The organism is Desulfomicrobium baculatum DSM 4028 (assembly GCF_000023225.1).
GTDB classification, from domain to species: Bacteria; Desulfobacterota; Desulfovibrionia; order Desulfovibrionales; family Desulfomicrobiaceae; genus Desulfomicrobium; species Desulfomicrobium baculatum.
This window is the reverse complement of record NC_013173.1, coordinates 3,542,975-3,564,275: the sequence shown is the minus strand read 5'-3', so window position 1 is coordinate 3,564,275 and position 21,301 is coordinate 3,542,975. Positions and strand designations below refer to the sequence as shown.

Sequence of the window (21,301 nt, the reverse complement as noted above, 5' to 3'; positions counted from 1 at the left end):
GCGGTTAGACGTCTACGCCAAAACCGATCTTGTCGCCGTTGCCGAGATAAACGGCGTCCTTGGAGCCGAAGCGGGCCGTCCCTTTGACCACCGGATATCCGGCCTCGACGAACTTCTTGGCGCAGAGGATGCCGGTGCAATGGTTGCACCCGATTTTCTGGAAACCATATTTACCCAAGGAAAGGACCAGATCATCGTACTTCGGGTCCCAGTCTTCAAAGGGCGAGATGTGCAGGCCTCCGTAAATCCCGTGCAGCTGGTCGTTTTCGTACCGGATTTCCTTGTAGGCGGCCTCCGCAAACTGGATGATACCCTGGTGGCAACACCCGGTCACGCTGACGAGGCCGACATCCTTGATATTGAAGTACAGGGACTGCTCGCCGTAGACGCGGCAAATGATCGGGACGCCGAAGACGTAGGAGGCGAAGCCCGGAGAGACGTGCTGAAGACCGGCCTTGACGGTAACCACCTTGCCCTGGTGCCCTGCGTCCTTCAGGTACTGCAGGCCTTCCTTGTAGAAGCCGTCGGGAATGTAGGTGGTGATGGTCGGATCGTACTTGTACGTGACCGGAACGCCCCAGTAATGATCGAAATGCTCATGCGAAATGAACAGGGCCTCGATTTCCCGATTCTTGAGCATCTCGTCGATGCCCTCGCGCTTGAAGCATTCGTCCATCCACTTGTAGGACCAACCGCTGTCGAGCAGGTATTTGTGCTGGGTCCCGTCCATTTCCTCGACCTCAATGAGACAGGCGAAGCCGCCGGCGTTCTCGGGGTGCACCGAAAGCTTCTCGGTGATGGCCCAGGCCTCTTCGAGGTCATGGGGCAAGAGATGCTTTATCTTGGCGATACCGGACTCGTAGCTGCCCTTACCGAGGCCCGTGCCGTCGGCGAAAGGCGGCCAGTTGTAGCTGTACTGGTTGACCAACAGTCCGCCCGCCCCCTTGATGTCGCCCATGAGGTCGGCGTTGCTGAACCAGCTTGTCTCGGAAATGTTCGTCACCTTGATGTTCTTGCACACTCCGATATCGACCATCTTGCGCTCCGCGCTGGAGAAAAAAGCCTTGCGCCACGGGCTGTACGAATAGGCGCCCATGGCGAGAATGGTCCCGCCCAGCGTCCCCATTGCGGCTCCCTTGAAGAAGTTGCGTCGGCTGAACGTGTTCTGATCGTTGCTCATGATTACTCCCTGCCCGGCCGGCTATTTGATGATGGTGATGGATTGATACGCCAGCGGCAGCGCCTTCAGCACAATGAAGTACACCGCCACGCCGCAGGCCAGCCCCACTCCAAGCCCCATGCCCAGGGAAGGGCTCCAGCGCAGGCCTTCAAGCTGGACTTCTTCGGCGGCATGGTCCTCGGCGATCTCGGTTGCGGTCTTGGGGACCATTTTCCAGGCGGGCCAATTGTCCATGAACCAGTGATGCACCAGCCAGATGTTGATCAGCCAGATGGTCGGGATCATAGGGAACTGCTGAGGATGGGAAAATCCCTTTTGCGTGCCCAGGAAGAAATGGGACGTTGCGTAGTAGAAGATGTAGAGCAGGATTGCGGCCGCGATGCTCACCAGCGTGCGCACGAGCACGTTGACGGGCAGGCTGAAGCGCCGGGGCCAATTGTCGCAGTAGAAATTAATGAAGAGGGCCGGGACGAGCCAGAAAACGGCCATCTCACCGACATGCAGCCAACGCCAGTCCGGCGCGAAATCACGGCGCGTGCCGCGGATGGCTTCGCCCCAAGTCAGCTCCTGGGCGAAATACAGAAAGAGATGCATGGCCCAGGCAATGGCGATGATGCCGAAAAAAGCCACCACCCGGCGCAGCCAATTGGTCTTTATCAGCTTGAAGGGAAAACGCTCCCAAATCGTCTCCACCATCCACACAGTCACGGTCGCGCACATGATCCAGGAGACATGAAAGTTGCCTGACACGGTGTCGGCAAACTGCTCCCAATACGGAGGCGCGATGGAGGTGAAGTACTGCCAGGGATAGTAAAGGATACCCATGTGCGAATGCATGGTCACAAAATAGACCAGGGTGCTCAGAAAAAAGGTCATGACCAGAATGCTGATGCCCTTGCCCGGCTGATTCATCCCCTTCCAGGGCACTTCCTCCAAGGCCACGACCCAGGCCGGGCTGAGCCAGGAGGCGATGGCGGCAAACATGAGACAGGCCAGTGCTGCGTATTCAATGGCGAAAAACTCTGTGATGCCCGGAAGCTTGGTCAACTGCTCGGGATTGAAATACGCCAGACCGAAATTACCCAGAAAGTATTCAAAGAAGCCTTTGATCAGCACCCAGAGGATGACCACCGAGATGCCGGTCAGGACAGCCCCCTTGATGGCGGGGTGGGTCGTCTCCAGCCATTTGCGCTTAAAAGGCCAGAAATTGAAGATGTAGACCATCCAGATGAGCATGATCAGCCACCAGCGGGTGTACATGTACCCCACATAAGGAGTGTACATGCGCATCAGCCCTCTGGGATCCTGAAAAATCCACCAGGTGCCGTAAAACACCACCAGCGTCAGCACCAGGGCGACAATCGCCGGAATCGGCTGCGGCCAGCGCTTGACAAGCTTTCGCTCCTCAAGATAATTTTCTCCGTACCTCTCCATAACTCCTCCTTGCTCGGGTTGGAAACTGTGGTATGGTTAAAGAGCGGGGGCGTCCTGCGACCAACACTTCGCCCCGGCTCTTTTTATACGACATTAATGATTCATGTATTCACCGCCAAAACCCCTTATCTCTCCATTTTTTACAGATCAGCTCTTTGCATCCAGCATTTCCTGCTGAATTCTTTTAAATATCTCTTCTTTGTCTTCCGGATCAACTCCAAAACGTTTTGCCTCGAATGTTATCATTTCAGGTGTAAAATCACTCCATAATACGGACATTTTATTTTTTTCATCGTTTAAAAGCGAATATTCATCTTTGCTATTGCATCCGCTGCATACGCAATCAAGAAAACTGGCTACACTTTTTCTGAAGAAAAACCGTCGATTCAGCGGAACGTCACTGCTCATATGCATCCCCTTCCTGTGCCCTGTGCGCGACGGGATCCCAGACGGAAAATTCGTTGCCCGCCTCCAGAGCCCGGCAGATGCTCAGAAGATATTGTCCGGTCAGCGCGGAGATCCTGCCGGCGTTTCGCTCCCGTAGCGCCTGCAGGATGTTGACATGCCCGGCAAAGATATCCTCGAGGATATCGCGGTCGGTTTGGAAGTAGTGCTCAACAAAGGACACCTCGACGCTGAACATTTGTTCCACGGTCTTGACCAGAAAAGAGTTGCCGGTCTCCTGGGCGATGAGACGCAGGAAAAGGGCGATCTCCGCCCAAACCCGGCACGGGTCCCCGTCGCACATCGCCTGACTGAGCGCGATGTTGCAGGCCTGCAGATTTTTGAGTTTCGGCTCGGAAATAGTTTGCAGGGCTTTGCTGAGAATCGGTGGCAGGAATATAAACGCGGCCTTGATTCTATCGGCCACGGCCTGGTGCGACGAGCGGTGGAGGTGGGCAATCCCGGCCAGCCTAGTGCGCAGGAACGTGCCGCTGCCCGGCTTGATAGTGACTAGGCCCTGGGCTTCAAGAGAACGCAAAAGACCGCGCAGCGTGTTGCGGCTGACGAGCATTTGTCCGGCAAGTTCTCTTTCGGGTGGCAGTTTGTCGCCAGGCTGCAATCCCCTTTCAAGAACAACCAGCTCAAGCTGACTGAGCAAGCTTCCATGGTCTTCCATCATGCACTGGTTCCTTCAAAGATTGATTTGGTAAACCATACACGAAAATATCGACTCATGGCAACGTTATTTACAATTTTTCTGGGTAGTTGCGCCATAACACCATGCATGCGCATAAAAACGCGTTTTTGGTAGAACCAAAAGAGGTCCCTCTCAGCAAAGGATTCAGCGTCGCCCGGACTGCCGCCACATTTTGACGACGTCGTTGATCGGGTCCAGAAAATCCTCGAAATCGCCGACAGTGACTCCGGAAAAAGCGTGGGGTTTGCGCGAACACACGATCAGGACGGTGCGCAGGGTGCCGCGGCTGAAGAAGGGCTTGGCGAAGTAGGAGCGAATGCCTTGGGGCACAAAAAGCGCCCAGTCGATGGGTTTGATGCTCTCCTGCGTGTCGTCCACGGTCAGGTGGGAGAGCTCGAAGCGGTTGATGTCCTCGGCGATGGTCCCGGAATAGGCGAACCGGTGCCCCTGTTCTAGCGGCATGGGCTGATTTCCGGCGTAGTACACAAAGACCTGGTTCTTGCGCACATGCACGTCGGAAACCATGATCGCATCGTACTTTTCTGAAACAAGCGCGGACTCGAAGGCCACCCGCATGATGGCCTCAATATCATCCTTGACTGCGGACAAGTCATGGATCAAACGCACCCGGCGCGAGTCGTCGGAAAAAAGACGGCGCGGTCGCGATCTCTCCCGGCCGATCTTGGGGTTGGCAAACTCTACCCGCAGGAGGCGCTTGCCGCCGCAGGACATATGCCGGACCACTGTTTCCGCTGTGAAAAAACTACGTTTGCCGCTCTGGTAAAAATCCAGCTTTCCGTTCCATTTGCGCAGCAGTAGAACCTGCTCCAGCATGTTCTCCACGGCCGTCTTCATGGATTCTCGGTACAGATCGCCCAGTGTCAAGTTGAGCAACTCCCCGCGGTTCATCTCGAACAGATCGCATGCCGCGGCGTTCACGCACAGGACCTTGCGCGAATCATAGTCCAAAACCAGAACCGCGTTGCCCGTGTCGCCGACCAGGGACTCGATATTGACGTCCTTGTCCAGAATGGCCTTGATCTGCTCCACAGTGTCGGTCACATTGAGAAGAAAACCGTAGTAATAGCGGGGATCCCAGGAATTTGTCGCGCCGGTGATCTTGAGCCAGGCGATCCTGTTCTCCGTGCACCGCGCGCGAAAAATCGTGGCCGCCGTCTTTCCCTTTTTCACGGAATCCATGAAGGCGCCAAGCAGGTAGGCATCCTCCGGAATGACGACGTCCCGCTGGTACTGAATATTTTTCAGCAGCAGCTTCCCGTCCAGGCCGTTGGAGACAATGTAGTTGTTGTTCAGGAACTCAATGCGGGATTTGGCGATTTCGATACGCCAGAGCAGCGCCGGGAAATCGTTCATGAAGCTTAAAAGGTCCTCAATGGACATATGCACGGCGGCCAGCCCGGAGGGACCGTCATTGGCGTCTGGGATGTTCATGGCTGACCTGATCCGGTTTTTGTGACCATCAATCCGGAGCCGGGCAAGCCCCACGGGCCTGGCGGCGAGAAAAGCACAGCCCACCTCTTGGCCCGGATTTGCCCACTCTGTAAAGACGCGGGGAAAAAAATCCGTGCCGGTCAGCTCATTCTTCTGCCCACAAAAGCCGCCGCGAGAATGACGATCATGCCGATCACGGCGTGCGGGGTCACGGCGGCTCCCCGGACCAGGGCGGCCAGCAGCACGGCCAGGGGCGGGGTCAGGTAGGACAGGTAGCCGATGAGGGTCATGTTGCCTGCGGTCACGGCCCTGTTCCAGAGGGTGAAGGACAGCCCGAGCGGCACCAGGCCCAGATACAGGGCCGAGAACAGGGCTCCCGCCGGGGGCAGGGCCTGCGGAGCGCTTGCGGCGTAGACCAGGGTTGAAAAAAGGGCGGCCAGGACCGTGAAGGCGGGCATGTAGTCGCGGGTGGGTTTCAGGCGTGACAAGGCCACGGAAAAGCTGCTCCAGATCAGCCCGCAACCCAGGGCCATGAGATAGCCGGGCAGGTACCGGGCTTCAAACTGCAGGCTCTGCCCGCCGGACACTACCAGCCCCGCGCCCGCGAGCCCGGCCAGGGCCACGGCCAGCACAGGCGGGGACAATCGCTTTTTGTCCAGAATGGAGGAAAAGACGACGATCCAGAAGGACCAGGTCGTGGTCAGGATGGCCCCTTCCACCAGGGGCGTGTGGTCGAGGGCCAGATAATACAGGGCGTGGTAGCCGAAAATCCCGGCCAGTCCCAGGGCGACGAGCCTCAGGCCCGGCCAGGGGATGGCTCGGCGCCGGGAAATGATCATCTCCTGCACAGTAAGATACAGCGCAGCCGGAACAAAGCTGAAGAAAAGCAGCTCCGTGACCGAGAGCCTCTCCAGGCCGCTGCCCGTGGCCGCCGGCAGGCTGGCCCAGCAGAGCACCGCGCCCAGGGCGTACAGATAGGGTTTCATGGGCATCCTAGAAAAGCTTGCTGCCGATCTTGGCGTTGACCGCCGGGGAGACAAAGGTCGCCTCGCCGCTGTCCCTGCCCGGATATTGCACGCCCAGGACCAGCACTTCCGAGACCACAGCCCCCATGGCGCGCGGGGGAAAGTTGAGCACCGCGAGCACCAGCCGTCCGATGACCTCGTCCAGGGGATGGGCGGTGAAGCGACCGTAGCTTACGCGCTGGCCGTATTTTCCAAAATCGATGACCATCCTGTGGGTGGGTTTTGGCGTTTCGGCGCAGGGCTGCGCCGAAACGACCCGCCCCACGCGAATGTCCAGGATTCCCAGGGACTCTTCAAAATTCACGACGGGTTTGAGCTCCGAGGCCACGACAGTTCTCCTTGGCTGATAAAGGGTGGATCAATGGGGCCAGGCCTGGTTGAGCGAGGCCAGGGCCAGGGTCAGACCCAGACAGACCAGCACGCCGCCGATACCCCGCTCCACGTGATGCCGATAGGAGGCCACCGTTCGCTGGGCCGGAGCCGAGGAAAAGGCGCAGGCCACGAGGATGAACCACGCCAGGTGCGCCAGAGACATGAACGCTCCGTAGCCGAGCTGGACCGCGAGCGGGGTGCGCGGACTGATGACCTGCGTGAACAGGCTGACCACGAAGAGCGTGGTCTTGGGATTGGTGGCGTTGGTCAAAAAGCCTGTGCGCAGGGCGCCCGCGTCGGAAAGCGCGGGGCGCGGCGCGGTGCCGGGGATGGCGGGCCGGGCCCGGAGCATGGAGACCCCGAGGAAGATGAGATACGCCGCCCCCAGATACTTGATCAGGTTGAAAAGCACGGCCGAGCGGGAAATGATCAGCCCCACCCCAAGCAGGCTGTAGGCGACATGCACCAGCACGCCCAGGCTGATGCCCACGGCGGTCAGGACCCCGGCCCGGCGCGACATCATCATGCTGTTGCGGCTGACCATGGCGAAATCCGCCCCCGGACTGATGACGGCCAGAATGGTGATGGTTGCGACGGTGAAAAGTTCGAGCATCTGCCTCCTCTGTGGACACGTTTCCGGGCCTGCCGGCGCGGACGAACGCATGGTCTGTACGCCCAGCCCGGTGCGCAGCGCAAGTCCGGCGTTCTTGCGGCTTGTCCCGGCAGGCGATCTCGGATAATCCTTCTCGTTACTGATCGCTGTACAGGATCAAGGAGTCTTCATGTCCATCCGCGCCAAAGTGTTCACCATCATCTTCGTCCTCTTCGCATCCCTCGGCGTGGCGGATTTTTTCGTGCAGCGTTTTGTCGTTTACCCGAGCTTTCTTGAACTTGAAAATCATGAGGCGGGACAAAACCTGCAACGCATTTTCCACGCCATCGACCGGGAAAACTATCACCTGGAGCGCATCTGCCGCGACTGGGCGACCTGGGATGATACCTACGACTTCATGACCACCCGCTCCGAGGTCTACAAGACGAGCAATCTCTACGATGAAGCCTTGGACAGCATTTCGGTGAACGTCATGATCTATTGCGCAGAGGACGGAACGATCGTCTGGAGCAACGCCCGTGATACGGCTCAACAAAGCAGCCTGGCCCTTGAACTGCTGCAAAAGGGGCGCATCGCCCCGGACCACCCGCTGTTGACCATGACGGCCGAGGAAGATGGCGTCAACGGAGTCATCAATACCGAACGCGGCCCCCTGCTTTTCGCCACCAGGCGGATTCTGCGTTCGGACGGAAGCGGTCCGTCCAACGGTTTTCTGATCGTTGGACGGTTTGTGAACCCGGCCATGGTCGAAACCCTCTCCGCACAGACACGCATCCCCTTCGAGATCGTCTACCCATACGTCGAGGAGCGCATGGCCTGCGGCACATCCGGGGTCACGACCGCACACATCGACAACCTCGACTACTTCACCCGAAAAGAGGGAAAGTTTGTCAGGGTCTGCAGCGCGTACAATGACCCTGCGGGAAGGCCCATTTTCAGCATCCAATATCTCTTCCCCCGGGAGATCACGCAAAAAGGCATCGCCAGCATCCGCTACGCCATGATCCTGGTGATCTCGTCCGGGCTGATCGTGCTGGTCATATTGAACGTTCTGCTACAGGCCGTAGTCCTGCGGCCCCTGCAAAAATTGACCAATCACGCCTCCAGGCTGCGTCAGGAGGAAGACTATGCGCAGCGCCTCGACCTGCGCCGGGGTGACGAGGTAGGGGTGCTGGCCGACAGCTTGGACAACATGGTGCAGACCATCCGTGAGCGCACCGAGGACTTGAAGCGGGCCAACGAGCAGTTGACGCTTCTGTCCATGCGGGACGGCCTGACGGGGATCCCCAACCGCCGCATGTTTGATGACTCCCTGAAGCAGGAATGGCGCCGGGCCATGCGGGACAAAACGCCCGTCTCGATCATCCTGGGAGATGTTGACTTTTTCAAGGATTACAATGACGCCCACGGGCATCTGCAGGGGGATCAGTGCCTCATCGCCGTGGCTGCGGTGCTGCAACAGCAGATGAACCGCCCAGCGGACCTGGTGGCACGTTTCGGAGGCGAGGAATTCGCCATCATCCTGGCCGACACCGGCACCGATGGGGCCGAACATGTGGCGCAGTCGCTACGTCAGGCAATCTTGGACCTGCACCTGGAACACGGCCACTCCGATGCCGCGCCCTGCCTGACCATGAGTTTTGGCGTGGCCTCCATGGTTCCGCAGCCGGAAGACGGGGACGAGGGCATGGCCGAACTGCTGCACAGGGCGGACCGCGCCATGTACCAATCCAAACGATTGGGCCGTAACCGGGTCATAGTCTGGAGCGATGAGCAACCGGAATCTCCCTCCCTGTGATTCTCCCACCGCGCCGGATGCTCCGGCGCGGTGCCACCTTTTTCATGACCTCGGCCCCACGCCGAAAAGGATATATATGACTTTCGACTCTTTCGGACTCCCGCCCACCCTGGTGCAGGCCCTGCAGACCCGTCAACTCGATACGCCCCTGCCCGTGCAGGAGGCGGCGCTGCCGGTGCTGATGGCCGGAAAATCGGCCATGCTGGTCTCACGGACCGGCTCGGGCAAGACGCTCGCCTACCTCCTGCCCATTCTGGCGGGCATCAATGCCGAGAGCATGCACGTGCAGGCCGTGGTTCTGGCCCCGACCCACGAACTGGCCATGCAAATTAATCGCGTGGCCACGGACCTGGCCAAAGACGCCGGTCTTGGCGTACGCGTGCAGGCCCTTATCGGCGGAGCCGCGGTCAGCCGCCAGATCGAGGGACTCAAGAAAAAACCCCATCTGGTCATCGGATCGGCCGGCCGCATGACGCACCTCATGGAGCTTGGGAAACTCAAACTCAAGGAGACCGTGTGGCTGGTCCTCGACGAAGCGGACCGCCTGCTCATCGAGGAAGGGCTTGAGCATATCCGCAAGATCACGGGCCAGCTGGGTCCCGAGACCCGCTATGTCTTCGTCTCCGCCACTGAAGGTCCGGCCACGACCCGCATCGCTCGTGGACTAGCCCCGAACCTTGCGTTCGTGCGTGCGCAAAACGAGATCAGCCCGGCCATCCGGCACTGCTACCTGGTCTGTGAGGAACGCGACAAAGTCGATTGGCTGCGCAAGGTGCTGCGCGGCCTTGCCCCCGAGCGGGCCCTGGTCTTCGTGCACCGCGGGGCCAGCGCCGAGCGCATGGCCGAACGCCTGGAACACCATCAGCTGTCCGTGGCCGACCTGCACGGCGCGCACGACAAGTTCCAGCGCCAGGACGCCCTGGATGATTTCCGCAAAGGCAAGGCCCAGACGCTCATCGCTTCGGACATCGCAGCCCGGGGACTCGATATCTTTGGAGTGGAACTGGTGGTCAACGTGGACGTGCCAAGCCAGAGCCGCGATTATCTGCACCGTGCCGGACGCACGGGCCGAGCCGGGGCCACCGGCCTTGTGCTGTCTCTCATGACCGAGGCGGAAAGCCGCCTGGCCAAGCGCTATGCCCAGGATCTGGACATCGCCCTGGAGCAGGTGCAGCTCGTGCGCGGAGCCCTTGTGCCGGCGACAGGCGACTCTGCGCAGAACCTGCGTCCGGCCCCGCGTCCTTTTGGCCCTGGCAGAGGCGGCAGAAAGCCCCCCCTCGCGACCGGACCCGACGCCCGCAAGGAGCCCACGACAACCGCCTCCACCCCGCCCGCTCCCGCCAGGTCCCCTCAATCCCGGGACAAGGCCGCTCCGGCACGCAAACGCGGCTCCGCGCTCCCAGGTGCCAATCCCGACACCAACTCCCGCGCCAAAACTGGCCCCAAAACCGGCAAGGCCGGACAAAAACCCATGTCAGGCCCCAAGCGAAACAAACCAGCCTGATTTTTCCCGACCCGGCCCGGCGCGAGACACGCGCCGGGCTTTACCCGCAGACATCGCCATCCCCCCCAAAGACCCAAGCCGTCATCATTCTCCAGGCGTCATCATTATTCTCCTGAAACCGGACTCTCAATAAAATCTGACTGTTGACAAAAACACGGATTCCCCGATAGCGAGGACCGTGAATGTTATTATTTTTGATTCCGTGCTATTTTCAGAGGCGCTTTTCAAATTCCATAGTTTCAACATGCAGATCTTGGCGCGATCCGTATTGCCGGGGACCGTTCAAGACGGGAGGTGCATTGCCATGTTCAAGACTCTTGCGCTCTGTCTCACCATAATTTTGAGTTTTTCAGGCGCGGCCCTGGCCCACTTCGGAATGGTCATCCCTTCATCAAGCATCGTCATGGACAAAAAGGACGCAGCCGTTTCCCTTGCCCTGTCCTTTTCCCACCCCATGGAAATGGTCGGCATGCCCCTTGTCGCTCCGGCTTCGTTCAAGGTGTTCGTGGACGGCGAGCCCACGGAGATGAAGGATGCCCTGAAGCCCGCCACGATCATGGAGCACCCGGCCTGGACCGCCGAATACGTGGTCAAACGGCCCGGCGTGTACCAGTTTGTCATGGAACCCGCCCCGTACTGGGAACCGGCCGAAGACTGCTTCATCATCCATTACACCAAGGCCGTGGTGGCCGCCTTCGGCGAGGAGGAGGGCTGGGGCGAACCCCTGGGTCTCAAAACCGAGATCATCCCCCTGACCCGGCCTTTCGGCAACTATGCCGGCAATGTCTTCCAGGGCCAGGTGCTTCTTGACGGCAAGCCCGTGGCGGGCGCAGACGTCGAGGTGGAATTCTACAACAAAAACAGCGCATACGAAGCGCCAAACGACTACATGATCACGCAGGTGGTCAAAACCGACGCCAACGGCGTGTTCACCTACGCCGTGCCTTTCGCCGGATGGTGGGGCTTTGCGGCCCTGAACACGGCGAACGAAAAGATGGACCACGAGGGCACGCCCAAGAATGTGGAACTGGGCGCCGTGCTGTGGACGCAGTTTGTCGATCCCGCGCGCAAGTAGGCACTCATCCATGCCGGACCTGACTTTAGAGGCCCAAGCAGGTGCCGGGCATGGACACATGCTCGGCTTTTTGTCATGCCTCGCCGAACCACGCGAAGAGAGGACAGACACGTGCACATTTCCGAAGGGGTTCTTTCTCCAGCCATTCTGGGCCTTGGCGCGGTCCTGACCGTCGGCGGCACGGCCCTGGGCCTGCACCGCCTCGATTACGACCGTCTCATGACCGTGGCCATCCTGGCCGCGGCCTTTTTCGTCGGCTCGCTCATCCATATTCCCATCGGCCCCTCCAGCGCCCACCTGATCTTAAACGGCCTCCTCGGCGTCATCCTCGGCTGGGCAGCCTTTCCGGCCATCCTGGTGGCGCTCATGCTGCAAGCAGTGCTCTTTCAGTACGGAGGTTTCACGGTGCTGGGGGTGAATGCCTTCAACATGGCCTTCCCGGCCGTGCTGTGTTTCCTGCTCTTGCGCCCGCTGCTGTCCCGTCCCGGCCCGATGCGGACAATGGGCGCGTTTTGCTGCGGGGCCCTGTCCGTGGCCGGCGCAGGTCTGCTCACGGCCCTGTCCCTGGCCTATACGAACGAAGGTTTCCTGCAGGCCGCAAGGCTTCTCTTCCTGGCCCATGTTCCGGTCATGATCGTCGAAGGAATCGTGACCACGCTGACCGTATCCTTTCTGTCCAGGGTCCGGCCCGAACTCCTGCGTTTCGCATCACGCTCCAAAGGAGGAATCCGTGCGTAGCTTTTTCCTGCTCCTTGTTTTCACTTTCCTGATCCCGGCCCCGGCCCTGGCGCACCGGGTCAATGTCTTTGCCTACGTGGAAGGCGGCGAGGTCGTCGTCGAATGCAGCTACAGCAAATCAAAACGGGTCAGGCACGGCGCCATCGCGGTTCAGGACGCCGGCAGCGGGGAAACGCTGTTGCAGGGAACGACCGATGAGGCAGGGCTGTTCCGCTTCTCTATCCCGGACCAGGCCCGCACGTCCGGATCCGGCTTGCGTATTCTCTTGCAGGCCGGAGAAGGGCACCAGAATGAATGGATCGTGGACGCGGCGGAATTCATGGACGCGGGAGCTCCGAGGCCCCTTGCGCCGCATGCGGAAGTTACGGCTGCAGGCGCAATGAGCCCGGGCAGAACTGATCCGGGCGCGGCGGGGCTGTCGCGAGCGGACGTGGAAGACGTGGTCAATGCCGCCCTCGACGCGAAGCTTGCCCCCATACGACGCGCCCTGCTTGAGCAAAGCCAAAGCGGGCCGGGATTGCAGGAAATCATCGGCGGGATCGGATGGATTTTCGGATTGGTAGGCATCGGGGCCTACTTCAAGAGCCGCCCGCGTGTTTGACGAACCATTTGCCCATGGCCGCTCCCTGGTGCATGGGCTCGACCCCAGGGTGCGCCTGGTCATGGCTGCTTTTTTCTCCGGCTGCGTGGCCCTGCTGGAAGAGCCCATCGCCGCCGGGTCGGCGCTGATTCCGGCCCTGGCAATCTTAAGCCTGAGCAGGCCGCCGCTTGGACTGCTTTGCAAACGCGTGGCCCTGGTCAATATCTTCATTCTTTTCCTGTGGCTGACCGTACCCCTGACCATGCCCGGCACGCCATTTCTCACCCTTGGCCCGCTGACGGCAAGCAGTGAAGGCATTGCACTGGTGCAGCTTGCGACCTTCAAATCCAACGCCATCCTGCTGACCTTCCTGGCCCTGGTCACGACCATGGACTCCCCGACAATGGGACATGCCCTGGACCGCCTTGGTGTGCCGTCCAAGCTGGTATTTCTGTTCCTTTTCACTTACCGCTACCTGCACGCCATCGCCGACGAATGGCAGCGGCTGGTCACGGCGGCCAGGCTGCGCGGGTTTACGCCCCGCACCGGCATGCACACCTACCGCACCATCGGGAACCTTTTGGCCATGGTCCTGGTCAACAGTTTCGACCGCTCCAGCCGGGTCTATCAGGCCATGGTCCTGCGCGGATTTCAGGGACGCTTCGTCTCCGTGGTCCGCTTCAAGGCGCGCCGCAGGGACGCGCTATTCGCCTTCCTGTGGCTGACGGCCACGGCCGGCCTCGTGCTCATGGACTTTTTTCCGGAGATACGCCTTGTCTGAAACGCCCATTTTCGCCCTGCAAAACGTGTCCTTTGCCTACCCTTCGGGAGGCGCGGTACTACATGACGTGAACTTCGCCTTTGCCCAGGGACAGAAAATTGGGCTTTACGGCACCAACGGCAGCGGCAAGACCACCCTTTTCCATATCGTCATGGGGCTCATGAGCCCGCAACGCGGCCAGGTCCTTTTCCATGGCGAACCGGTGCGCGGGGAAAAGGAATTTCGCGCCCTGCGCCGCGAGGTCGGCATGGTCCTGCAGAACGCGGAAGACCAGCTCTTCAACCCCACGGTGCTCGATGACGTGGCTTTTGGCCCCTTGAATCTGCGAATGTCCGTGGACGAGGCGCGGAAAAGATCCTTGCAGACCCTGAAGGAACTGGGACTGGACGGATTCGAGGGTCGTTTGACCCACCGCCTGTCCGGAGGGGAAAAAAAGCTGGTTTCCCTGGCCACGATCCTGTCCATGCAGCCAAAAGTCCTGCTGCTGGACGAGCCCACCAACGGCCTGGACCCGCAGACCAGGGAGCGCATCATCGAAATTCTGGACAGCCTGCCCACGGCCCGCATCATCATTTCCCATGACTGGGACTTCCTGGCGCGGACAACGACGCAGTTCATGACCATAAAAAACGGCCGCCTCGTCACCGACGTGCCGCATTTGCCGCACCGTCACGTGCACGCCCATCCGCTCGGCGACGAACCTCACCATCACCACGACTGAGTGGCCGCCATGCAGGCGGAAATCCTATTTTTGAAAATGCCCGGTACGGGCAAAGAAAACCGGAATTGCTGCGAATCTCAGAAGAATTTCAGGGCCGGGCGGAGCGCGTCGTACACGGCGCGCGCCTCTTCCATGCGTCCGGCCTTGCCGGCCAGCTCCAGCGCTCTGGCCAGTTCCCCGAGTTCAAGCAGCCCCATGTTGAAAAGAGCCCCTTTGAGCATATGCCCCGCGTCCGCGAGCTCCTGCGCGTCGGATCGCAAAAAGGCAGCCTCAAGGCGGCCGAGCGTGGCGACCACTGTCTGGCAACCAAGCCCGTAAAGCTCTTCGACGTCATCCAGGCCCAGGCCATAAACCTGGCACAAATGTTCCTTGACCCGCTGCTCCATGCTTTTCTCCCTGCTTCCAGGCAAAATCCGAAAGTGTTGAATCGGCCCCCATGTAGAAAGCCCGGACGCGACTGGCAAGCATCTCTTGCCGCACGCAATAGGAAACGCCCCGGAACGCGGTGTTCGCCTTTCGGCTAAAACTCCACCACGCTCTTTGCAGCGAGACACGCGTGCTGCGCCTGGCGTAAAGACATCGCAGAAAACGCAACACCAGCGCTCCAGCCTGCCAAGAAATCCTGGAGTTGCTCACGTCTTGTGGTTGACCCCGGCCACAAATTTTCCTTATGAAGTTCCACGGTGTGAAGTTTTCCATCCCCGCACCTTTCAAGGAGAACCCCATGGATCCATCGCTGGCCAAGCCCTTCATCAAAGCAACCAAAGACGTCCTCTCCGCCATGGCCGCCCTTGAAGTCGTGGCCGGCACGCCTTACGTCAAAAAAGACAAAATGGCCAGGGGCGATGTTTCCGCCGTGATCGGCATCACCGGCGACAAGCAAGGCACCTTCTCCATCTCCTTTGACCGCAAAACCGCCGTGCACATCGTCAAGCAGATGCTCGGAGACGCCATAGAGGACATCCTGCAGGACGTGCAGGACGCCATGGGCGAAATCACCAACATGATCTCCGGCCAGGCCCGCGTCGGTCTGGCGGACATGGGCCTGAAACTCCAGGGCTCCACCCCTTCGGTCATCATGGGCGACAACCACACCATCGCGCACATGAGCTCGGCCGTGGCCATCGCCATACCCTTCTCCTGCGAAGCCGGGACCTTCACCCTGGAATTCTGCTTCGAATAGGCTCATGAACAACGCGGGAAACATCAACCAGCAGGTTTCCGAATTGCTGCTTGGGGCCAGCGCCAAGTCGCTGACGGCCCCCAAGGAATTCGACCTCATGGAGATGCCGCTTGAGGGCGTGGCCGCTTTTTGGCTGTCTGTGAAGAAAACCATGGATTCCAAAAAGAAGGGCGATGAATTCCTGCTGGAGGAGGCCAAGCACACCCGCGAACCCCACGTCAGGTTTCTGCTCGAACTGGCCGCCTCCTCTTTTTCGGCCAAACGCTGCGAGGAACTGGCTCAGGTCAGAAAAAAAAACATCCTGGCCGAATTGCACCGTAAATACGTGCTCATGGCCATCGGTCTTTTGGGCATCGTGTCTAAAGAGAATCCGCAGAAAGTGATGATCCGCTTTTTGTCCAAATTCCACATCGCGCCCATTTTTGAAAAGCAGGTCTTCGAAGTCGCCCAGCTCATGCTGAAGAATCTGGACAACGCCGAGCTGAACAAGGCCAAATTCCTGAACATCGACCACAAGCTGAAAATCGAGGCGCTGATCATAAACCTCATCTTCTATTGCATGCTGGCCCGCAGGAACGGAGTCGAATATCTCATCGCGTTTCAGGAATACATCTCGTCCCAGTATTTCAAAGACGGCCTGATGCTCATCAATGACGGTTTCGACTACGATTTTGTCAAATTCAGGCTCAATCTGGTCAAAAAGGAAATCATCGAAGCGACCGAGATGAAAATGGATCTGTCCATGCAGATGATGTCCGCCCTCAAATCCGGGACTCCCTTCGCCGATCTCTACCTCATCGCCAAAGCCTTCCTGCCCTGATAAAAGCCGCCGTATCGCGGAAATGGGTCTGTAATCGCCCCGGTCGACGCACGCCCCGCCTCATAAATTCATGATCATCAGCAACAGATCTTCACCCCAGAGCAGGGTCAGGACCGCTCCGAGGCAGAGAAACGGGCCAAAGGGAATGGCCGTGCGCAGGCCCTGGCCTTCGGGGCGTCGCAGGTAGACCACGGCGATCGCAAGCGCGCACAGGGCGGAAAGGAGGATCATGAGCGGCAGCAGGGATAGGCCGACCAGGGCCCCGAGGCTGAGCATGAGCTTTATGTCGCCCGTGCCGAGGGCATCGATCCCGCGCAGACGCAGGTAGGCCTGCTGCAGGAGCAGAAAGATTCCCGCGCCGCAAAGCCCCCCAAGCATGGTCTCAAGCCAGTCCACGGGCAGAAAGAGCGGGGTGGACAAGGCCAGGATGGCCGCCGGATAGGTCAAAACGTCGGGCAGGATGAAGGAGTCCAGATCGATGAAGGCAGCCACCAGGAAAATCCCCAGAAAGACCATGTAGGTCAGCCACTGCGCGGTCGGGCCGAACTTGACCGCGAAAAGAAGGGCCAGAATTCCGGAAAGAAGCTCCACGGCCGGGTATCGCCAATGAATTTTCCCTTTGCAGGATCGGCATTTCGCCCCGAGCAGGACGTAAGACAGGACCGGTATGTTTTCCCACCAGGACAGCACATGTCCGCAGGCCGGGCAATGCGAGCCGGGCCTGATTACGGACGCGCCCACCAGATAGCGGTGCACGCAGACATTGTAGAAGCTGCCCAGGCACAACCCCAGAACAAGGGCCATGGTGTAAAAAAACGCGGGATACGAAAAAAGCTCAACCATGCGATCACCTTGAAAGTTAATTCTGTTTGGAATAATTTTAAATCGTTACACTTATTTTATGGGGAAAATTCAAGCACATTCGCCATAACCCGCTCAACTCATGACCCAGACCGCCCAGATCGAGGCCTCGGCGGAGAGCCTGTTGACGAGATCGATGGGAACCCCCAGCTGCGCAGCCTTCCTGCTCAGACGGTCCCAGTTGCAGCGATCTATCTCGTCAAGCAAGTCGAGCCAGACCGCACTCGGATCATCCGGATCAATCAGGGCCCGCTTGATGCCCGGCTCCAAAGGAATCTCCTCCAGCACCAGCCCCATGGACTGGTCCAGAATGGCGTCGAGCAGGGAGAAAAAGCCCAGCAGGAACATGCTGTCCTGGTCAAAGGGCGTGGGGTGCCTGTGGGCCAAAAGGTGCAGAAAACGGGCACGTTGCACGGAAATGCGGACCAGTTCGTGCGCCTTGTCCTGTGTGCTCACATCGGACAGGATGACCACCTGCAGCCATTGCCGCAGGTTACGGCATCCGAGCATGGAAACTGCGCGCGGAATGGACGTGATCTTGATCTGCAGACCGAAAAATGCGGAATTTATGTATTTGAGCAACCGGTAGGAAATGGCCAGATCCGTCTGGATGATTTCCACCAAACGGGAGGAATCCACGTCCGGGACGCTCAATTCCTTTAACAGCTTGACCTTGTTGACTTGCGTGGCAGAAAGTTTTCGCCCGGGGATCACCTCGGGGCGATTGAAGAAAAAACCTTGAAAATACGTAAAGCCGAGCTGCTTGCAAACCCTGAAAACGTCGAGGGTCTCCACTTTCTCGGCCAGCAGCGTCGCATCGTACTTTTTGACACCCTCCATAATGGCCACAACCTCGGCCGGAGTCTTGCCCAGGATGTCGATCTTGATGATGTCGACCATCTCGCACAAGGGTTCAAGGCCCGGTCCGCCTTCAAAATCATCCAGAGCAAGGGTGTATCCCCTCTTCTTGAGCTCCCGGCAGGCGCTGATGACTTCGGGCTCTGGCCTTACGGTCTCCAGGATCTCCACCACGCACTGGTCGGCAGGCAGGACATAGGGCGCCCGGCCGACGAGGAGGGTGCGCGGAAAATTGACCAGAGCCTTGGCTCCCTTGCGCAGCCCCTGCACCGCAAGATTGTAGCCGTCGGCTATGATCTGCGTCGTGGCCTGGTCCCCGTCCGTGAACACCGCCTCCTGAATGTTTTCTCCGTGACGGAAAAGCAGCTCATAGCCCCATATCTGCATCTGTGCCGTGAATATGGGCTGACGGGCGACAAAAAACTTGTCGTAAAGCTGTTCCGGATACGTCTCTTCCATCAGCGGGTCCTTCTTATTGATGAGCGCGAAAGCTCGCAGACCTTGAATCAGCCCCCAAGGGCATTTGGGGCCCTCCCTAGGACGCACCTCCCATGACTTCGTCGGTCCACAGCGCAGCCTCGCTGGCGGCGTTGTGGACAAACTCCATGGGAATGCCCATCTGCTGCGCCTTTTTCTCCAGCTCGTCCCATCTGCCGCGATCAAGCTCATTCAAAAGCCCGATCCAGACGGAGTGCACGCTATGTGTGTCGACCAGAGTGGTCTTGATGTCCGGATCCAGGGAAATCTCGTCAAGGACCTGCGCCATCTGCTGGTCCAAAATCGCGTCAAGCACGGAAAAAAAGCCCATCACGAACATGCTGTCCATGGGAAACGGCGCAGGGGCAGCCCCGGCCAAAAGCTGGAGGAAGCGACCACGCAAGACGGACATGCGGACCAGCTCCTGACCCTTGTCCGTGGAGTTGATGTCGGACAGAATGACCACCTGCAGCCATTGACGCAGATTCTGGCGTCCGAGCATGTTCACGGCACGCTGGATGGACTCGATTTTACCGCGCAGGCTGAAACGGGCGGAATTGATGTACTTGAGCAGGCGATAGGAAATGGACAGATCCGTCTGAATGATCTCCACCAGCCGGGACAATTCCGTCTCGGTTTCATTGAGTTCCTTCAGGAGTTTGATCTTGGTGCTCTGCGTGGCAGAGAGCTTGCGCCCGGGGATGATCTCGGGTTTGCTGAAGAAATACCCTTGAAAATATTCAAATCCCAGACGCTTGCAGACGTTGAACATATCAAGGTTCTCGACCTTCTCGGCCAGAAGGCGGGCCTTGTACCCGCGCAGGCCCTTGACGATGGCCATGACTTCACCTGGCGTCTTGCCCAGAATATCGACCTTGATGATGTCCGCAATCTCGCACAAAGGCTCAAAACCCGGCTCTCCCACAAAATCATCCAGAGCCAGGGTATAGCCGTTTCTCTTCAGCTCCCGGCAGGCCTCCATGACCTCATCCTCGGGCGAGACCGTCTCCAGTATTTCCACCACGCAACGCTCGGAAGGAAGCACATAGGGCGCGTGGCCCACAAGGACATTGCGCGGAAAATTGATCAGCGCCTTGATTTTAGCGCCCATGCCCCGGGAGCCGAGGGCGAATCCATCGGCGATGACCTGGGTCGTGGCCTGGTCGCCGTCCGTGAACACGGCGGATTGGACCTCTCCACTCCTGAAAAGAAGCTCATAGCCCCAGATTTTCATTTCCGCCGTGAAAATGGGCTGCCTGGCTACATAGATCCTGTCGTAGAACTGTTCGGGCATTTGTTCCGACATGGACAAAACCTCTAAGGCATGAGTGGAGCAAAGGGCAGGCCGATATCCTCTTTCAGGCCCAGCATGAGGTTGGCATTGGCAACGGCCTGGCCCGAAGCGCCGCGGCAAAGGTTGTCTATGGCCGAGACCACGATGAGTCTATCCGTGCGCGGGTCCGTGACCAGTCCGAGATCGCAGAAATTGGTGCCGCGCACCCACCTGGTTTCAGGCAGGGATCCCTGGGGCAAGAGACGCACCCACCGCTTGCCTGCATAGAACGCCTCATAACAGGCACGGATGTGCTCCAGGCCGACGCCGGGGGAGAGTTTGGCGTAGGCGGTCGTCAGGATGCCACGGTTGATGGGCAAGAGGTGCGTGTTGAAGGAGAGACGTATTTCGCGGCCGGCAGCCAGGCCCAGCTCCTGTTCGATTTCAGGGGTGTGGCGGTGCTTGGTCAGATTGTAGGCCCGGAACGTGTCCGAGACTTCGCAGAAAAGAGTGCCGACGCCCGCCTTGCGCCCGGCACCGGTGGTTCCGGACTTGGAATCGATGACCAGGTCCTCGGGCGAGATAAGTCCTGCAGCCAAGGCCGGGTACAGGGCCAGGATGGCGGATGTCGGATAGCAGCCGGGATTGGCAACCAGGGAGGCCCCGGCGATGCGTTCGGCGTAAAGTTCCGGCAAACCGTAAACGGCCTCGGCCAGGAGAGCGGACTGGGTATGGGACACGCCGTACCAGCTCTCGTACTCCACATGGTCGCGCAGACGAAAATCGGCGCTCAAGTCCACGACCTTTGTCCCGTGCCCGCGTAGCTCGGCGGCCATCTCCATGGCCGTGCAGTGAGGAACGGCCAGAAAGACAAGATCGCAATTCGCGGCCAGAAAAGCGCTGTCCGGAGCAGTTATTTCAAGATCGCCAAGCTCCGTGCCCTGCAGGAAGGGATAAATATTTTGCAGGGGCTGTCCGGCCTCCTTGCGCGACGTGACCTGGGTCAGACGCAGGCCGGGATGGCCAAGCAGGATGCGGGTCAACTCCATTCCCGTGTAGCCGGTAACCCCGACCAGACCGACGCGCTTCACCATTGTTGCTCCCTATTTCGCCTTCTGCACGTATTTCATGCGCAGTTCAAAAAGCATGTCCCGAAGCAGCCGGGCTTCCTGATCCGTCAGATTGCCCCTGGTCTTGCTCTCAAGCATGCACAAGATATCGATGGTCTGCTTTGCGGCCAGCACGTTCTCCATGAGCTGTCCGCTTTCGGGCTCAGGCACCTCGCCCAGGTGAACCAAGGCGGAGGAACTCATGGACAATACAAAGGTCCCGAAATCCAGCTGCGGCATTTCCGGACAGGAACAGGACAAATCTTCGTATTCTTCGGCCAATTTTTTTTCTTCGTTCATAATCGC

Annotated in this window: 23 protein-coding genes; 9 read left to right on the top strand and 14 right to left on the bottom strand. The window is 59.1% G+C overall.

The annotated features are described in order from the left end of the window. Positions 1-4: 4 nt before the first annotated feature. From DBAC_RS15760 to DBAC_RS15725, 8 genes are all read right to left on the bottom strand, one after another. The gene (locus DBAC_RS15760; RefSeq protein WP_015775313.1) at positions 5-1,180 is read right to left on the bottom strand and encodes an MBL fold metallo-hydrolase; all 1,176 of its coding nucleotides are present in this window, start codon (positions 1,178-1,180) and stop codon (positions 5-7) included. Between the two features lie 21 nt (positions 1,181-1,201). Continuing rightward, positions 1,202-2,614, bottom strand: a complete 1,413-nt coding sequence (locus DBAC_RS15755) for a hypothetical protein (protein ID WP_015775312.1) — start codon at positions 2,612-2,614, stop codon at positions 1,202-1,204. A 147-nt stretch (positions 2,615-2,761) separates the two neighbouring features. Continuing rightward, a complete protein-coding gene (locus tag DBAC_RS15750) occupies positions 2,762-3,022 on the bottom strand; it encodes a hypothetical protein (protein WP_043811141.1) in 261 nt (86 codons plus the stop codon). Next, the gene (locus DBAC_RS15745; protein ID WP_015775310.1) at positions 3,012-3,737 is read right to left on the bottom strand and encodes a FadR/GntR family transcriptional regulator; all 726 of its coding nucleotides are present in this window, start codon (positions 3,735-3,737) and stop codon (positions 3,012-3,014) included. The genes DBAC_RS15750 and DBAC_RS15745 overlap by 11 nt, the downstream gene beginning before the upstream one ends. A 162-nt stretch (positions 3,738-3,899) precedes the next feature. Next, the gene (locus DBAC_RS15740; RefSeq protein WP_015775309.1) at positions 3,900-5,207 is read right to left on the bottom strand and encodes a PAS domain-containing protein; all 1,308 of its coding nucleotides are present in this window, start codon (positions 5,205-5,207) and stop codon (positions 3,900-3,902) included. 140 nt (positions 5,208-5,347) lie between these two features. Further along, positions 5,348-6,193, bottom strand: coding sequence for a DMT family transporter (locus DBAC_RS15735; RefSeq protein ID WP_015775308.1), 846 nt, complete (start codon positions 6,191-6,193; stop codon positions 5,348-5,350). 7 nt (positions 6,194-6,200) lie between these two features. After that, entirely contained in the window at positions 6,201-6,560 is a 360-nt protein-coding gene (locus DBAC_RS15730) for a t-RNA-binding domain-containing protein (RefSeq protein WP_015775307.1), read from the bottom strand. Between the two features lie 30 nt (positions 6,561-6,590). Beyond that, positions 6,591-7,217 carry a LysE family transporter gene (locus DBAC_RS15725; RefSeq protein WP_015775306.1) on the bottom strand — a complete coding sequence of 209 codons (627 nt, stop codon included), beginning with the start codon at positions 7,215-7,217 and terminating at the stop codon, positions 6,591-6,593. Positions 7,218-7,386: 169 nt separating this feature from the next. Between DBAC_RS15725 and DBAC_RS15720 the strand changes: the two genes are divergently transcribed. From DBAC_RS15720 to DBAC_RS15690, 7 genes are all read left to right on the top strand, one after another. Next, the gene (locus tag DBAC_RS15720) at positions 7,387-9,015 is read left to right on the top strand and encodes a diguanylate cyclase (protein ID WP_015775305.1); all 1,629 of its coding nucleotides are present in this window, start codon (positions 7,387-7,389) and stop codon (positions 9,013-9,015) included. A 76-nt stretch (positions 9,016-9,091) separates the two neighbouring features. Beyond that, entirely contained in the window at positions 9,092-10,519 is a 1,428-nt protein-coding gene (locus tag DBAC_RS15715) for a DEAD/DEAH box helicase (protein WP_015775304.1), read from the top strand. A 304-nt stretch (positions 10,520-10,823) separates the two neighbouring features. Continuing rightward, positions 10,824-11,594 (top strand): DUF4198 domain-containing protein, encoded by a 771-nt coding sequence (locus DBAC_RS15710; RefSeq protein ID WP_015775303.1) that lies wholly within the window; start codon positions 10,824-10,826, stop codon positions 11,592-11,594. A 111-nt stretch (positions 11,595-11,705) separates the two neighbouring features. Next, on the top strand, positions 11,706-12,332 hold the full coding sequence (gene cbiM / locus DBAC_RS15705; RefSeq protein ID WP_015775302.1) for a cobalt transporter CbiM: 627 nt from the start codon (positions 11,706-11,708) through the stop codon (positions 12,330-12,332). Continuing rightward, positions 12,325-12,933: a NikL family nickel/cobalt ECF transporter subunit gene (locus tag DBAC_RS15700; protein ID WP_015775301.1), complete on the top strand. Its 609-nt coding sequence runs from the start codon at positions 12,325-12,327 to the stop codon at positions 12,931-12,933. Before cbiM ends, DBAC_RS15700 begins: the two co-directional genes overlap by 8 nt. Next, positions 12,926-13,693, top strand: a complete 768-nt coding sequence (cbiQ, locus tag DBAC_RS15695; RefSeq protein WP_015775300.1) for a cobalt ECF transporter T component CbiQ — start codon at positions 12,926-12,928, stop codon at positions 13,691-13,693. Before DBAC_RS15700 ends, cbiQ begins: the two co-directional genes overlap by 8 nt. Next, positions 13,686-14,414 carry an energy-coupling factor ABC transporter ATP-binding protein gene (locus tag DBAC_RS15690; protein ID WP_015775299.1) on the top strand — a complete coding sequence of 243 codons (729 nt, stop codon included), beginning with the start codon at positions 13,686-13,688 and terminating at the stop codon, positions 14,412-14,414. Before cbiQ ends, DBAC_RS15690 begins: the two co-directional genes overlap by 8 nt. A gap of 77 nt (positions 14,415-14,491) precedes the next feature. Here DBAC_RS15690 and DBAC_RS15685 read toward each other — a convergent pair whose 3' ends face one another. Continuing rightward, on the bottom strand, positions 14,492-14,800 hold the full coding sequence (locus tag DBAC_RS15685; protein WP_015775298.1) for an Hpt domain-containing protein: 309 nt from the start codon (positions 14,798-14,800) through the stop codon (positions 14,492-14,494). A gap of 338 nt (positions 14,801-15,138) precedes the next feature. Here DBAC_RS15685 and DBAC_RS15680 point away from each other — a divergent pair, with 338 nt between their 5' ends. Both DBAC_RS15680 and DBAC_RS15675 read left to right on the top strand, forming a co-directional pair. Further along, entirely contained in the window at positions 15,139-15,597 is a 459-nt protein-coding gene (locus DBAC_RS15680; RefSeq protein WP_015775297.1) for a chemotaxis protein CheX, read from the top strand. Positions 15,598-15,601: 4 nt separating this feature from the next. Beyond that, positions 15,602-16,417 carry a MotA/TolQ/ExbB proton channel family protein gene (locus tag DBAC_RS15675; protein WP_015775296.1) on the top strand — a complete coding sequence of 272 codons (816 nt, stop codon included), beginning with the start codon at positions 15,602-15,604 and terminating at the stop codon, positions 16,415-16,417. A gap of 60 nt (positions 16,418-16,477) precedes the next feature. Here the strand turns inward: DBAC_RS15675 and DBAC_RS15670 are convergent, their stop codons facing one another. The 5 genes from DBAC_RS15670 to DBAC_RS15650 all read right to left on the bottom strand — a co-directional run bounded on the left by DBAC_RS15670 (position 16,478) and on the right by DBAC_RS15650 (position 21,295). Then, complete coding sequence (locus DBAC_RS15670) at positions 16,478-17,260, bottom strand: prepilin peptidase (protein WP_015775295.1); 783 nt, start codon at positions 17,258-17,260, stop codon at positions 16,478-16,480. A 93-nt stretch (positions 17,261-17,353) separates the two neighbouring features. After that, complete coding sequence (locus tag DBAC_RS15665) at positions 17,354-18,595, bottom strand: EAL and HDOD domain-containing protein (RefSeq protein WP_015775294.1); 1,242 nt, start codon at positions 18,593-18,595, stop codon at positions 17,354-17,356. A 76-nt stretch (positions 18,596-18,671) separates the two neighbouring features. Further along, positions 18,672-19,919 (bottom strand): EAL and HDOD domain-containing protein, encoded by a 1,248-nt coding sequence (locus DBAC_RS15660; protein ID WP_015775293.1) that lies wholly within the window; start codon positions 19,917-19,919, stop codon positions 18,672-18,674. Positions 19,920-19,930: 11 nt separating this feature from the next. Further along, positions 19,931-20,980 carry an N-acetyl-gamma-glutamyl-phosphate reductase gene (gene argC, locus DBAC_RS15655; RefSeq protein ID WP_015775292.1) on the bottom strand — a complete coding sequence of 350 codons (1,050 nt, stop codon included), beginning with the start codon at positions 20,978-20,980 and terminating at the stop codon, positions 19,931-19,933. A 9-nt stretch (positions 20,981-20,989) separates the two neighbouring features. Continuing rightward, positions 20,990-21,295 carry a DUF1844 domain-containing protein gene (locus DBAC_RS15650; RefSeq protein ID WP_015775291.1) on the bottom strand — a complete coding sequence of 102 codons (306 nt, stop codon included), beginning with the start codon at positions 21,293-21,295 and terminating at the stop codon, positions 20,990-20,992. Positions 21,296-21,301: the final 6 nt, after the last annotated feature.